This is a genomic window from Pedococcus ginsenosidimutans (assembly GCF_039544395.1).
In the GTDB taxonomy this organism is placed as follows: Bacteria; Actinomycetota; Actinomycetes; order Actinomycetales; family Dermatophilaceae; genus Pedococcus; species Pedococcus ginsenosidimutans.
The window spans coordinates 761,643-774,769 of record NZ_BAABLO010000001.1; the positions used below are offsets into that span (position 1 = coordinate 761,643).

At 72.0% G+C, this 13,127-nt stretch carries 14 protein-coding genes; 7 read left to right on the forward strand and 7 right to left on the reverse strand.

Features of this window, described 5'->3' with window-relative positions:
• From ABEA42_RS03830 to pknB, 5 genes are read left to right on the forward strand one after another with little or no spacing between them, the layout of a single operon-like run.
• On the forward strand, positions 1-1,362 hold the full coding sequence (locus tag ABEA42_RS03830) for a PP2C family protein-serine/threonine phosphatase (RefSeq protein ID WP_345501301.1): 1,362 nt from the start codon (positions 1-3) through the stop codon (positions 1,360-1,362).
• Positions 1,363-1,364: 2 nt separating this feature from the next.
• Positions 1,365-2,741, forward strand: coding sequence for an FtsW/RodA/SpoVE family cell cycle protein (locus ABEA42_RS03835; protein ID WP_345501422.1), 1,377 nt, complete (start codon positions 1,365-1,367; stop codon positions 2,739-2,741).
• Entirely contained in the window at positions 2,738-4,195 is a 1,458-nt protein-coding gene (locus ABEA42_RS03840; protein WP_345501302.1) for a peptidoglycan D,D-transpeptidase FtsI family protein, read from the forward strand. The genes ABEA42_RS03835 and ABEA42_RS03840 overlap by 4 nt, the downstream gene beginning before the upstream one ends.
• The gene (locus tag ABEA42_RS03845) at positions 4,192-5,493 is read left to right on the forward strand and encodes a serine/threonine-protein kinase (protein ID WP_345501303.1); all 1,302 of its coding nucleotides are present in this window, start codon (positions 4,192-4,194) and stop codon (positions 5,491-5,493) included. Before ABEA42_RS03840 ends, ABEA42_RS03845 begins: the two co-directional genes overlap by 4 nt.
• Entirely contained in the window at positions 5,490-7,367 is a 1,878-nt protein-coding gene (gene pknB / locus ABEA42_RS03850; protein ID WP_345501304.1) for a Stk1 family PASTA domain-containing Ser/Thr kinase, read from the forward strand. The genes ABEA42_RS03845 and pknB overlap by 4 nt, the downstream gene beginning before the upstream one ends.
• A 9-nt stretch (positions 7,368-7,376) precedes the next feature.
• Here the strand turns inward: pknB and ABEA42_RS03855 are convergent, their stop codons facing one another.
• The 4 genes from ABEA42_RS03855 to ABEA42_RS03870 are packed head-to-tail and all read right to left on the reverse strand — an operon-like array spanning position 7,377 to position 9,738.
• Positions 7,377-8,033 (reverse strand): aminodeoxychorismate/anthranilate synthase component II, encoded by a 657-nt coding sequence (locus tag ABEA42_RS03855; RefSeq protein WP_345501305.1) that lies wholly within the window; start codon positions 8,031-8,033, stop codon positions 7,377-7,379.
• Complete coding sequence (locus ABEA42_RS03860; protein ID WP_345501306.1) at positions 8,030-8,293, reverse strand: hypothetical protein; 264 nt, start codon at positions 8,291-8,293, stop codon at positions 8,030-8,032. Before ABEA42_RS03860 ends, ABEA42_RS03855 begins: the two co-directional genes overlap by 4 nt.
• Positions 8,294-8,299: 6 nt before the next feature.
• Positions 8,300-8,992: a class E sortase gene (locus ABEA42_RS03865; RefSeq protein WP_345501308.1), complete on the reverse strand. Its 693-nt coding sequence runs from the start codon at positions 8,990-8,992 to the stop codon at positions 8,300-8,302.
• Entirely contained in the window at positions 8,989-9,738 is a 750-nt protein-coding gene (locus ABEA42_RS03870; RefSeq protein WP_345501309.1) for a DUF881 domain-containing protein, read from the reverse strand. Before ABEA42_RS03870 ends, ABEA42_RS03865 begins: the two co-directional genes overlap by 4 nt.
• Before the next feature lie 62 nt (positions 9,739-9,800).
• Between ABEA42_RS03870 and ABEA42_RS03875 the strand changes: the two genes are divergently transcribed.
• On the forward strand, positions 9,801-10,049 hold the full coding sequence (locus ABEA42_RS03875) for a cell division protein CrgA (protein ID WP_345501311.1): 249 nt from the start codon (positions 9,801-9,803) through the stop codon (positions 10,047-10,049).
• A gap of 114 nt (positions 10,050-10,163) precedes the next feature.
• Here ABEA42_RS03875 and ABEA42_RS03880 read toward each other — a convergent pair whose 3' ends face one another.
• From ABEA42_RS03880 to ABEA42_RS03890, 3 genes are all read right to left on the reverse strand, one after another.
• Positions 10,164-10,331 carry a Flp family type IVb pilin gene (locus tag ABEA42_RS03880; protein ID WP_345501313.1) on the reverse strand — a complete coding sequence of 56 codons (168 nt, stop codon included), beginning with the start codon at positions 10,329-10,331 and terminating at the stop codon, positions 10,164-10,166.
• 236 nt (positions 10,332-10,567) lie between these two features.
• Positions 10,568-11,452 carry a rhomboid family intramembrane serine protease gene (locus ABEA42_RS03885; protein WP_345501315.1) on the reverse strand — a complete coding sequence of 295 codons (885 nt, stop codon included), beginning with the start codon at positions 11,450-11,452 and terminating at the stop codon, positions 10,568-10,570.
• Positions 11,453-11,507: 55 nt separating this feature from the next.
• Positions 11,508-12,026 carry a peptidylprolyl isomerase gene (locus ABEA42_RS03890; RefSeq protein WP_345501316.1) on the reverse strand — a complete coding sequence of 173 codons (519 nt, stop codon included), beginning with the start codon at positions 12,024-12,026 and terminating at the stop codon, positions 11,508-11,510.
• Positions 12,027-12,182: 156 nt separating this feature from the next.
• Here ABEA42_RS03890 and ABEA42_RS03895 point away from each other — a divergent pair, with 156 nt between their 5' ends.
• A complete protein-coding gene (locus ABEA42_RS03895; RefSeq protein WP_345501317.1) occupies positions 12,183-13,031 on the forward strand; it encodes a hypothetical protein in 849 nt (282 codons plus the stop codon).
• Positions 13,032-13,127: the final 96 nt, after the last annotated feature.

The following is a 13,127-nucleotide window of genomic DNA, read 5'->3' on the forward strand; positions in this document are numbered from 1 at the left end:
ATGCCCTTCGCGTTCAACTACGCCGCCCGCTCCGACGTCGGGATGGTGCGGTCGGAGAACCAGGACTCCGGCTACGCCGGGCCCCGGTTGCTGGCGATGGCCGACGGCATGGGCGGCCACGCGGGTGGCGACATCGCGTCGTCGGTGGTCATCGGCGCGCTGGCCGACCTCGACGGCGAGGCGCTGGGCAGCGCCGAGGCGAGCCGCGCTCTCCTGCAACGGATCACGTCCGCCAACGACGAGCTCGCCGACATGGTCAAGTCCGACCCGAGCCTCAACGGCATGGGCACGACCCTCATCGCCATCCTGCGCTCGCACAACAAGCTCGTGCTCGCCCACATCGGCGACTCCCGGGCCTTCCTCGCCCGCGACGGGCAGCTGACCCAGATCACCAAGGACCACTCGTTCGTGCAGACCCTCGTCGACGAGGGCCGCATCACCGCCGACGAGGCGGTCGGCCACCCCCAGCGTTCGCTGGTCACCCGCGTGCTCACTGGTCAGGCCGACGACGAACCCGACATCACCGTGCGCGAGGCCCGCATGGGCGACCGCTACATGATCGCCTCCGACGGGCTCACCGACTACGTCGCCCCCGACACGATCGCCGACGTCGTCACGGCCGGCGACCCACCCGGGCCGACCGCGCAGCGCCTCGTCGACCTCGCCCTCAAGGCCGGCGCCCCGGACAACGTCACCATCGTCATCGGCGACGTCGTCGACCTCACCAAGGTCGAGGCCCCGCCGACGCAGCCCCAGGTGGTGGGTGCCGCGTCGACGCGCAGCAAGGGCACCCGCGCCATACCGGTCACCCCTGCTGCCAAGGCCGCGGCCCTGGCCCGCGAGGCCGCCGGCGACGACGACGAGGTCGTCCTCGCGGAGGAGGGGCCCTCGGGCCCCGGCCGCTGGTGGCGCCGCGTCGCGGTGCTCGCGCTGGTCCTCGTCGTCCTCGGCGGTGGGTCGTACGCGGCGTACGACTGGACCCAGGGGCAGTACTTCGTGGGCTCCGACGGCGGCAAGGTCGCCATCTACCAGGGTGTCTCGCAGGACCTCGGCCCCGTCGCGCTCTCGCACGTCGAGGAGCCGTCCGACATCGCGGTCACCGACCTGCCCGACTTCTACCGCGCGCAGGTCGAGTCGACCATCGCCAAGGACACCCTGCGTGACGCGCAGGCGCTGGTCGCCGAGCTGCGGATCGAGGCGTCCCGTTGCGCCGTCAGCCGGGCCACCGGCGGCACCTGCTCCTCCGACGCCACCCCACTGCCCTCGACCTCCACCACGACCACCCCGAGCGGCACCACCACGCCGTCCGGCACGACCACGACGACCACCGCCCCGAGCGGCACGCCGTCGACCACGCCCTGACCATGACGACCGTCTCGAGCCTCGCCCCCAGGACCCGCCGCAACGTCGAGCTGGTGCTCCTGCTGCTGGCCGTGGCCATCGTGGTGCTCGCCTACGTCAACGTGTCGCTCGCCGTCAGCGGCAGCTTCCCGCCCGGGCTGACCACGCAGGTGGCCGGGCTGCTCGTGCTGGCCGGCGGCTTCCACCTCCTGCTGCGCTGGAAGGCCTCCTACGCCGACCCGCTCCTGCTGCCGATCGTGACGTTGCTCAACGGGCTCGGCCTCGTGATGATCCACCGGCTCGACCTGGCCCACGGCCACACGCTCAGCGAGGGTCTGGCCCTCAAGCAGCTCACGTGGAGTGCGCTGTCGGTCGCCATCGCCGGCGGCGTCCTGTGGGTCCTGCGCGACCACCGGGTGCTGCGCCGCTACACGTTCACCGCCGCCGTCGCCGCGTTCGTGCTGCTCATCCTGCCGCTCGTGCCCGGCATCGGTCGCTCCGTCTACGGCTCGCGCATCTGGATCGGCCTGGGGCCGTTCACGTTCCAGCCCGGCGAGGTCGCCAAGATCCTGCTCGCGGTCTTCTTCGCGGGCTACCTCGTGCAGACCCGCGACGCGCTGTCGCTGGCCGGGCGCAAGGTGCTCGGGCTCAACCTGCCGCGCGGTCGCGACCTCGGCCCGATCCTCCTGGCGTGGGTGCTGTCGCTCGGCGTGCTCGTCTTCGAGACCGACCTCGGCTCCTCGCTGCTGCTGTTCGGCCTGTTCGTGGCGATGCTCTACGTCGCCACCGAGCGGATCTCGTGGATCGCCATCGGCATGACGCTGTTCTGCGCCGGCGCCTACGTCGCCTACCTGATCTTCGGCCACGTCCAGGAGCGCGTGCACCTGTGGCTCGACCCGTTCGCCCCCGGCCAGTCCGACCAGGTGGCCAAGGGCCTGATGGGTATGGCGTCCGGTGGGCTGCTCGGCACCGGCCTCGGCCGCGGGCGCCCCGACCTCACCTACTTCGCCGAGTCCGACTTCATCGTGCCGAGCTTCGGGGAGGAGATCGGCCTCATCGGGCTGTTCGCCCTGCTCATGCTCTACGTCCTGCTCGTCGAGCGGGGCCTGCGCACCGCCCTCGGCGTGCGTGACGGCTTCGGCAAGCTGCTGGCCGGTGGCCTGGCGTTCTCGGTGGCGCTGCAGTGCTTCGTCGTCGTCGGCGGCGTCACCCGCGTCATCCCGCTCACCGGCCTGACGATGCCGTTCCTGTCCTACGGAGGTTCCTCCCTGCTGGCCAACTGGACCCTCGTCGCCCTGCTCCTGCGCATCAGCGACCAGGCCCGCCGCCCCCTCGCCGAGGTCCCGCTCGGACCGACGCCCGCGGGCGAGGCCAGGACCGAAGTGGTGGCCGTCCGGTGAACGCCCCCCTCCGCCGCCTCTCGATGGTCGTCGCGCTGCTCTTCAGCGCACTGCTCATCTCCTCGACCATGATCCAGTTCGTCGACGCCCAGGCCCTGCAGAACCGGCCGGACAACCGCCGGACGCTGCTCGCGACGTACGCCCGCGAGCGCGGCCAGATCCTCGTGGGCGGGTCGCCGGTGGCCAAGTCGGTCGCCTCCAAGGACGAGCTCAAGTGGCTGCGCACCTACCCCCAGGGCAAGCTCTACGCGCACGTCACCGGGTTCTACTCGTTCACGTACGGCGCGGGCGGTGGGATCGAGGGCGCCGAGAACAGCCTGCTGTCCGGCTCCTCGGACAAGCTGTTCTACCGCCGCGTCACCGACATCCTCACCGGTCGAGACCAGACCGGCGCCAGCGTCGAGCTCACCATCAACGCCAAGGCCCAGGCCGCGGCCGAGAAGGGTCTCGGTGGCCAGCGCGGCGCGGTCGTGGCCCTCGACCCCAGCACCGGCCAGGTGCTCGCGCTGGTCAGCCACCCCTCCTACGACCCGTCCGTGCTCAGCAGCCACGACACCAGCTCCGTGGTCAAGGCGTGGAAGGACCTCAACGCCGACCCGACGCGGCCTATGGTCGACCGGGCCATCGCCGGCAACCTCTACCCGCCGGGGTCGACGTTCAAGATCGTCACCTCCGCCGCCGCGCTCGAGTCCGGGAAGTTCACCGAGGAGAGCCTGCTGCCCGGACCCGCGCAGCTCGACCTGCCGCTCACCTCGACGCCCCTGCCCAACGACGACCGGCGCCCCTGCGGCCCCAACAACAAGGTGACCCTCAAGCGTGCCCTCGAGATCTCGTGCAACACCGCGTTCGGCTGGCTGGGCATGGACCTCGGCGCCGACGCCTTCCGGGCCCAGGCCGCGAAGTTCGGCATGGGCGACCGGCTCAGCATCCCGATGAACGTCACGCCCAGCTCGGTCCCCGCCGACCTCAACGCCCCGCAGCTCGCCCAGTCGGCCATCGGCCAGTACGACGTGCGCGTCACCCCCCTCCAGGTGGCGATGATCGCGGCCGCGGTGGCCAACCGCGGGGTCGTCATGCGGCCCTACCTCGTCAAGAAGGTCACCTCCTCCGACCTCGAGGTCATCGACGAGCCCCAGCCGGAGCAGCTGTCACAGGCGGTCTCGGCGCAGACCGCCGCCGCCCTGACGCGCATGATGCAGGGGGTCGTGGAGAACGGCACCGGCACCGCCGCCCAGATCAGTGGCGTCGACGTGGCCGGCAAGACCGGTACGGCCCAGCACCAGAAGGGCAAGCCGCCGCACGCCTGGTTCACCTCCTTCGCCCCAGCGAATGACGCGAAGGTCGCCGTCGCGGTCGTCGTCGAGGACGGCGGTACCGCGGGCAACGAGGCAGCCGGTGGTCGCGTCGCGGCCCCCATCGCCAAGTCGGTCATGGAGGCGGTGATCGGCAAGTGAGCCCCACCCAGGGCGACGTCCTCGCCGGCCGCTACCTGCTCACCGAGTCCATCGCCACCGGCGGCATGGGCGAGGTGTGGAAGGCCCACGACCAGACCCTCGACCGCGACGTCGCGGTCAAGGTGCTGCGCCCGGACAGCGCCGAGGACGAGGCCTTCGCCGAGCGCTTCCGCGCCGAGGCGCGGCACTCCGGCGGCCTGAGCCACCCCAACATCGGGACCGTCCACGACTTCGGGGAGGACGAGGGCACGGCCTTCCTCGTCATGGAGCTGCTGTCCGGCGAGCCGCTGTCGGCGCTCATCCGCTCGCGCGCCCCCATGCCGCAGGACGAGGTCACCGAGATCCTCTACCAAGCCGCGATCGCCCTCCAGGCGGCCCACGACGCCGGCGTCGTGCACCGCGACGTCAAGCCCGCCAACATCGTGGTCGACGACGACGGCTACGCCAAGCTCACCGACTTCGGTATCGCGCGTGCGCTCAGCGAGGCGCCGATGACCCAGACCGGCGAGGTCCTGGGCACACCCCACTACCTGGCACCCGAGCAGGCCCAGGGCCGTCCCGCCGGGCCGCTCAGCGACGTCTACGCCCTGGCCGTCGTGGGCTACGAGATGCTCACCGGGCAGCGGCCGTTCAACGGCGAGTCGATGGTGACCACCGCGCTGGCCCACATCAGCCAGCCGGCACCGCAGCTGTCCGACGAGGTCGGCGAGCCGCTGCGCACCACCGTCATGGCTGCCCTCGCCAAGGACCCGTCGCAGCGCCCGAGCAGCGCGGGCGCCTTCGCGGAGGCGCTGCGCCTGCCGGCAGGACAGGTGCCCGAGCACCTCGTCGCCGGGGCGCGGTCGGCCGTGACGCCGGTCATCGCGGGCGCCCCCGCCGACCTGGCCGGCGACCAGACGCTGCCCACCTCGGTCTTCATCGCCCCCCAGGCCGACGCCGCGCCCGGCGACGGCGGGTCGCTCGACGAGACCGTGGAGCGGCACGACACCCGCCGGCCCGCGTGGATGCTGCCGGTCGCGGGCGCCGTGGTGGTCCTGGCGCTGGTCGTCGTCGTGCTGTTCGCCAACCGGGGGTCTGCCGCGGGCTCGTCGACGCCGCCGCCGACCACCCCGGTCACCACCACGACCTCGGCCCCGACGTCCACCACCGCCACCGCGACCCGCACGTCCGCCTCGCGCACCGCGAGGCCCGCAGCCACCACGGCCAAGCCGGTCGCGAGCGCCCCGGCGGCCAAGCCGGCGCCGGTGCACCACCCGCACCACCCGAAGGGCAAGGGCAAGAAGGGTGGCAAGCCATGAGCACGCCACGACTGCTCGGCGGTCGCTACGAGGTGGGCAGGCTGCTCGGCAGGGGTGGCATGGCCGAGGTGCACCTGGGCCACGACACCCGGCTGTCCAGGCCGGTGGCCATCAAGCTGCTGCGCTCCGACCTCGCGCGCGACCCCTCGTTCCTCGCCCGGTTCCGGCGCGAGGCGCAGTCCGCGGCCGGCCTCAACCACGCGAGCATCGTCGCCGTCTACGACTCCGGCGAGGACCGGGTCACCGAGTCCGGCGGGGCCTCCGTCCCGGTGCCCTACATCGTCATGGAGTACGTCGAGGGCCAGACCCTGCGCGAGCTCCTCAACACCCGCTCGCCGCTGGACCCCGCCGAGGCCGCCCGCATCACCGAGGGTGTGCTCGACGCGCTGGCCTACAGCCACCGCATGGGCATCGTGCACCGCGACATCAAGCCGGCCAACGTGATGATCGGCGCCCGCGGCGAGATCAAGGTGATGGACTTCGGCATCGCCCGGGCCGTCGCCGACGCCAACGCCACCATGACCCAGACCCAGGCGGTCATCGGCACCGCGCAGTACCTCTCGCCCGAGCAGGCGCAGGGCCACCACGTCGACGCACGCTCCGACCTCTACTCCACGGGCTGCCTGCTGTTCGAGCTCCTGACCGGCCGTCCGCCGTTCCAGGCCGACTCCCCGGTCGCCATCGCCTACCAGCACGTGGGCCAGGCGGCTCCCCGTCCCTCGTCGTTCAACCCCGAGGTGGGCCCGGCGCTCGACGCAGTCGTCCTGCACGCACTCGTCAAGGACCGGGAGGCCCGCTACCAGGACGCCACGGCGTTCCGGGCCGACCTGCAGGCCGCCCGGCTCGGGCGCCCCATCAGCGACGCCGCCCGCGGGACAGCGGGCCGCGGTGGCGAGGCGACCGTGGCCATGGGCGCGCTCGGCGCCTCCGCCGGTGCGGCTGCCACCACGGTGCTGCCCGCCGGTGCTCCCGCCCCCGAGGACCCCCGCGGGGGCGCCAACACCGCCACGCTGCCGGCCATCGGCCACGACCCGGACGAGGAGCCGCGCCGCCGCCGCGGGTTGGCCTACGTGCTGCTCGTGCTCGCGGTCGTCGGGGCGCTGGTGCTGCTCGGCCTGGCCGGCAAGTCCCTGCTCAACCGACCCCCGGCGGGCTCCACGAACGTGGCGGTGCCGTCGGTCGTCGACAAGCCGGTGGAGACCGCCGAGGCGGAGATCCGCGCGGCCGGGCTCGTCCCCGAGTCCAGCGACGTCGCCAGCACCAAGGAGGTCGGGCACGTCGTCGAGCAGAGCCCGGGGGCCGAGGAGATGGTGCCCCGCGGCAGCCGCGTCGCCCTGAGCGTCTCGGCCGGCCCCGACACCGTCGAGCTGCCCGACCTCACCGACTACAGCGAGGACGAGGCGCGCACCGCGCTGGCCAACCTCAACCTCAAGGTGGGCCAGACCAAGCTCGTCGACGACTCGGGTCTCGACCAGGGCAAGGTCGTCTCCACCAACCCGGAGAAGGGCACCTCGGTCGCCGTCGGGTCGTCCGTGGCCCTCGAGGTCTCGTCCGGCAAGATCACCGCGGTCGACGTGGTCGGCAAGTCCCGCAGCGACGCCGCCCAGCTCCTCGGTGACCGCGGGTTCCGGATCAAGACGGTCTACGCCGAGAGCTCGGAGACCGAGGACTCGGTCCTCAAGCAGAGCATCAAGCCCGGCACCAAGGTGGAGGACGGCACGGAGATCACCCTCACGGTGGCGCAGCCGCCGAGGCCGACCCCCACGACCGTCACGACCACGACGCCGCCGACCACGACGACGAGCCCGCCGACCACGACCACCACGCCGCCGCCCTCGAGCACGACGGTGGTCCCCCCGATCACGACCCCGTAGGTCGGGTCCTCACGGTGCGGCGACGGCGCGGGCAACGCCCTCGGCGTCACGCACCAACGGGCTGAGCCCGGCCGACCGCTCCACGGCGTCGGCGAGACCGCACAGGGCCAGCCAGTTGGCCAGGATGCGGTGACCGCCCTCGGTGAGGACGCTCTCGGGGTGGAACTGCACGCCGTGCAGCGGCAGGTCGCGGTGCCGCACGGCCATGACGATCCCGGACTCCGTGCGGCCGTTGGCGACCAGCACCTCCGGCAGGGTGGGCGGGTCGATGGTCAGCGAGTGGTAGCGGGTCGCCGTGAACGGGCTGGGGAGTCCCTCGAGCACGCCGGTGTCGTCGTGGAGCACCCGCGAGGTCTTGCCGTGCAGCAGCTCCGGCGCCCGCCCCACGGTCGCGCCGCAGACCACGCCGAGGGCCTGGTGCCCGAGGCACACGCCGAGCATCGGCTGCGCCCGCTCGGCACAGGCCTCGATCATCGCCATCGACACCCCGGCGGCCTCCGGCGTCCCGGGGCCCGGGGAGACCAGCACCCCGTCGAAGTCGGCACCGTCGGACGGCGACACGGCGTCGTTGCGCACCACCTCGGTCTGGGCTCCGAGCTGCTGGAGGTAGCCGACGATGGTGAAGACGAAACTGTCGTAGTTTTCGACGACGAGGATGCGGGTCATCGTCGAGCCGCCAGGGAAGGGGTCGCCAGGAGATGGGCCACCGCGCCCACCGGCGCACCGGCTGCGGGCGACCCCGGACCGTGGACGACGACGGCGGCCGACGGGTCGACGGTGTTGTCGTTGAAGGGCATCAGCGGCGCGACCCGGGGGAACAGCCACAGGAAGCAGAACGCGACCACGGCAAGCACCAGCACGACGGCGAGGAGCACCCGGACCGCCAGGGGACCGGGCAGGGCGCGCCAGATGGCGGCGTAGATCATGGCGCCTCACCTGCCTTTCGGGGCCGCGAGGGTGCCGGCCGGCAACCCCTTCGCGCGGGGGTAGGACTTCTCGAGCTCGGCGAAGACGACGTAGCGCTGCGCCGCGCTGTACTTGGGGTGGCAGGCCGTCATGGTGAGCCAGCGCTGGGTGGGCTGCTTGCCCGGCTGCTCGGGGACGGGCGCGATCACGTCGACGTCGGTGGGGTCGACGATCACGTGCCGCTTCACGACGTAGACGTGGAACGCCGTCCTGGTCTCGACCACGACCCTGTCGCCGGGGCGGAGGGTGTCGATGTCGTGGAACGGGCGCCCGTACGTCGTGCGGTGCCCGGCGATGGCGAAGTTGCCGACGGCCCCGGGAAGGGCCGTGCCGGTGTAGTGCCCCACGCCGTCCATGAGGATGTCGCGCGAGGTGCCCTCGAGGACGGGCCGCGCGTAGTCGGCGCCGAACCGGGGGACCCGCACGATGGCGAACGCCTTGCCGAAGGGCACCTTCGAGGGCATCTCGGTGGCGGCGGTGCCGGACCCCTTCGGAGCGGAGGCGAAGTCGCGGGTGAGGGTGGAGACGGTGTTGTCCTGGACCCGGTTGGCGGTGACGTCGGTCCACCACAGCTGCCAGCCGACGAACAGCAGCAGGAGCAGGCCCGCCGTGACGAACAGGTCCCCGCCGATGCCCAGGGTCCAGCGGACTGCCTTCACCGGCCCGCCCTCGCGTCGCGCAGGTTGATGGAGCCCGCGTAGGCCGGGAAGGTCTCCTGCCCGGTCGTCACGTCGTAGCCGAGCCCCACTGCGTCCACCCACTGTCTGAGGATGCCGACCGTGGGGCTCGCGTCGAGCGAGGCCCGGAGGTCGGACTGGTTGCCGATGGCGGTGATGACGTAGGGCGGGGAGTAGACCCGGCCCTGGAGGATCAGGGTGTTGCCGACGCAGCGTACGGCGCTGGTGGAGATGATCCGCTGGTCCATGAGCATCATGGCCTCGGCGCCGCCCTGCCACAGGGCGTTGACCACGGCCTGCACGTCCTGCTGGTGCACGACGTAGTCGTCGACGGTGAAGCCGTCGGGGAGGGTGTCCGGCACCGTCTTGGCATCCGTGAGCGAGACCCGGACCGTCGGCCCCGAGACCGCCTCGGTGCCAGCGGCGGGCATCAGGGCGTTCGCTTCGGTCGTGAGTTGGGTGACCCGGCGGTCGCCGGGGGCCTGCCGGGCCGAGAGCCGGTCGACCTCGGCGCGCAGGCTCGCGACGCGCTGGGCGGCGATGGCGTTCTGCCTGGTCTGCTCGCGGATCAGGCCCGGTATGTCGCCGGTGGAGGACCGCAGGTCCGTGCCCTTGGCGGTCGCCGCGCTCATGGCGAACATCAGCCCGGCGCCGAGGGCGACCAGCGGGACGACGGCCGACCACCCCGTGGGCCGGCGCGTCAACCACGTCAGCCGCTGGTCCGCCATGGCACTACGCTATGCCAAACGTCCCGGCGGCTCGACGCCGTCCGCATGCAAGGAGTGTTTCCGTGCCGGAGTCCAAGGGCCGCGCCAAGCGCGCCTACACCCCGCCCCCCAAGCCTGCGAAGGCGAAGATCGGCAACCCGCCGTGGTTCGTGCCGGTCATGCTGACGCTGATGGTCGTCGGCCTGCTGTGGATCGTCGTCTTCTACATCACGAGCCAGCGGTTCCCCATCGAGTCGATCGGCCGCTGGAACCTCGGCATCGGCTTCGGCCTGATGCTCAGCGGCTTCGCCATGACCACGCGCTGGCGCTGACCCCCCTCGCACCGAGGCGCCCCCACGAGCCAGGCTCGGGCGGGGCGCCTCGTCGCGTCCGGGAGGCTGCGCCGCCAGGGGGACGGCGCACGGAGTCGTCGGGGGACGACCTCCTCAGACGCTGCCGGCGGTCTTGGAGAAGATGCCGGACAGGTTGTCGCCCAGCAGCGCGACCGCCGCCAGGATGATGAGGGCGATGAGGGCGACCATGAGGCCGTACTCGACGGCCGTGGCCCCCCGCTCGGCCACCCGGGCCTGGTACTTCGCACACAGTCTGCTCATGGGTGAGCACTCCGATCTGACACTGACCGGGACTGGACTGCCCGGTGGTCCAAGCGTGGCAGCCGCAGGTCGTGACCTCATCGTCCGGCTGCGGGGCCTCGTCCTCATGCGTAGGGTGGAGACGGTTGTCCACAGGTGGTTGTCCACAGGTTTGTGCACAGCTGGGGACAGAATCACAGGCGTGTAATACGTCGATCTGCGGAGTTGGTACTACGTCATCCGGAGTAGTCCGCGGGTCAGCCCACGAGCACGAAGCTCGGCGACACCGCGTACTTGGCCACCGACAGCAGCACGAGCACCACGACCACGGCGGCCACGCCCGGCCACTGCCAGCGGCGCCGCTCGCGCGGCGTCGTCCACGCGATGACGGCCGCGAGCGCCGCACCGGTGACCAGGCCGCCGAGGTGGGCCTGCCACGCGACGTTGGGGACGACGAACCCGATGACGGCGTTGATGCCGATCGTCGCGTACATGCCCGCCGACGAGCGCCCGAGGTGGCGGTTGAGCACGAGCAGGGCCCCGAACAGCCCGAAGACCGCGCCCGAGGCGCCCACCGCGGGGGTGAGCCACATGCTGCGGGACGCGAAGTCGTTGCTCGGCGGCGAGGACATGAGCAGGTAGGCGACGGAGCCGCCGACCGCGCTCACGAGGTACACCGCGGCGTAGCGTGCGGCGCCGAGCAGCCGCTCGAGGTACTGGGCCCCCACCATCCACAGGGCCAGCATGTTGAACAGGATGTGGGTGACCGAGCCGTGGGCGAAGGCCGAGGTGAGGAACCGCCACGGCTCGGACTCCCCGAGCACCGGCACGAACCAGATGTCGCGCGTCAGCCCGGGCGTGATGGTCTGCAGCACGTAGACCAGGACGCAGATGCCGATGATGGCGTAGGACACCCGGGGGGTGTCCGTGACCCGACCCCCGAAGACCGTCGTGGCCGAGCGGACCGTCCGCGCCTGCTCGCGGACGCAGTCCACGCACTGGACGCCGACTGCCGCCGGCCGCTGGCACTCGGGACAGACCGGCCGGCGGCACCGCTGGCACCGCACGTACGACACCCGGTCGGGGTGGCGCGGGCAGACCGGCGTGGCCTGCTGCTGGGGTGGTGCGCTGGGCTCGCTCACGGGCGGGTCCTGCCTTCGTGGGGTCGGGTCGGCGGCAGCCGGTCAGTCGGGCCGGTCAGTCGTTGACGACGACCGACTCGATGACAACGTCCTCGACCGGCTTGTCGTTCGCACCCGTGCGCACGCCGGCGATCTTGTCGACGACCTCGCGGCTCGGGCCGTCGGCGACCTCACCGAAGATGGTGTGCTTGCCCTGGAGCCAGGTGGTGGGTCCGACGGTGATGAAGAACTGCGATCCGTTGGTGCCCTTGCCCATGCGCTTGCCGGCGTTGGCCATGGCGAGCATGTAGGGCTTGGTGAAGTCCTTGTCGGGGCTGATCTCGTCGTCGAAGGTGTAGCCCGGGCCGCCGACACCCTGACCGAGGGGGCAGCCGCCCTGGATCATGAAGCCGGGGATGATCCGGTGGAAGGTCAGGCCGTCGAAGAACGGCGTGGGGTTGGTGCGACCCGCGTCGTCGCGGTACTCCTGCTCACCGGTGGCGAGGCCGACGAAGTTCTTCACGGTCTTCGGCGCGTGGTCGGGGAACAGGGTGACGTTGATGTCGCCGTGGTTGGTCTTGAGGGTGACGTCCATGTCGCTCATCCTTCCACGAAGGCCCTCCGGTGGCCGCCCGCAGGCACCCGGCAGGCAGCCCGCTGGCTTGCCCAGCAGCGGAAACAGGGCAGGATGGGTCGGGAGAAAGCGTCCGACGTTCTGCACGACCAACTCTGCACAAACAGGGAGGCACGGGTGTTCCGCACCAAGAGCAAGTCCGAACAGGCCGCCGAGGCCGTGAGCTCGACCGCGAGCACGGCAGCCCACACCGCCGCCGACTACGCCGCGACGCTCAAGGAGCGCGTCACCCCGGCAGCCGAGGTCGCACGCGAGCGCGCCGGCCAGGCGAAGGACTGGAGCAAGCCGCACGTGGAGGCCGCTCGCGACTGGGCCAAGCCGCACGTGGACCACGGCATCGAGGTCGCCGCCCCCAAGCTGCAGGGCGCCGTCGAGGGGCTGGCCCCCAAGGTCGACACCGCCCGCGACACCATCGTCGACAGCCTGCTGCCCAAGGTCGCCGAGGCGATCGCCGCGGTGGCTGCCGCGTCGGCTGCCGCCAAGTCCACCGCGACCGACGTCGCCAGTGAGACCGCCGACCGTTCGGGCGGCGCCTTCGCCGTCCTCAAGGGCGACGCCGTGGCCAAGAAGTCCGGCCGCAAGGGCAAGTTCCTCATCGGGCTGGGCGTCCTGGCCGCCATCGGCGCGGCCGTGGCCGCGTTCCGCAAGTCGTCCCCGCGCGAGGACCCGTGGGCCACCCCGCTCGACGACCCGTACACCGCACCGTCCTCCGGTCGGGCCTCGACGGCGGGTGACAAGGTCTCCCACCTCGCCGACGTCGCGAAGGACAAGGCGGCCGGTGCCGCCGACGCCGTCAAGGACAAGGCCTCCGACGCCAAGGACAAGGCGGCCTCCGTCGCCGCTGACGCGAAGGACAAGGCCACGTCGCAGGGCAAGCACGCCGCCGGCGCCGCTGCCGACGCCACCGCGGACGCGGCGGACGCCGTGGCCGACCAGGCGGAGGACACCAAGGACAAGCTCGACTGAACCACGGGTCGCGGCCTGCCGTGACGAGCACGACGAGGGGCACCGATGCGTCCAGCAGGACGCGCCGGTGCCCTTCGTCGTGTCGCGGTGGTACGT

Excerpts from the sequence above, each read along its gene's own strand:
- ABEA42_RS03855 (WP_345501305.1), bottom strand. The coding sequence starts at position 8,033 with ATGACCCGCATCCTCGTCGTCGAAAACTACGACAGTTTCGTCTTCACC.
- ABEA42_RS03830 (WP_345501301.1), top strand. The coding sequence starts at position 1 with ATGCCCTTCGCGTTCAACTACGCCGCCCGCTCCGACGTCGGGATGGTG.
- ABEA42_RS03835 (WP_345501422.1), top strand. The coding sequence starts at position 1,365 with ATGACGACCGTCTCGAGCCTCGCCCCCAGGACCCGCCGCAACGTCGAG.
- ABEA42_RS03890 (WP_345501316.1), bottom strand. The coding sequence starts at position 12,026 with ATGGACGTCACCCTCAAGACCAACCACGGCGACATCAACGTCACCCTG.
- pknB (WP_345501304.1), top strand. The coding sequence starts at position 5,490 with ATGAGCACGCCACGACTGCTCGGCGGTCGCTACGAGGTGGGCAGGCTG.
- ABEA42_RS03880 (WP_345501313.1), bottom strand. The coding sequence starts at position 10,331 with ATGAGCAGACTGTGTGCGAAGTACCAGGCCCGGGTGGCCGAGCGGGGG.
- ABEA42_RS03870 (WP_345501309.1), bottom strand. The coding sequence starts at position 9,738 with ATGGCGGACCAGCGGCTGACGTGGTTGACGCGCCGGCCCACGGGGTGG.
- ABEA42_RS03860 (WP_345501306.1), bottom strand. The coding sequence starts at position 8,293 with ATGATCTACGCCGCCATCTGGCGCGCCCTGCCCGGTCCCCTGGCGGTC.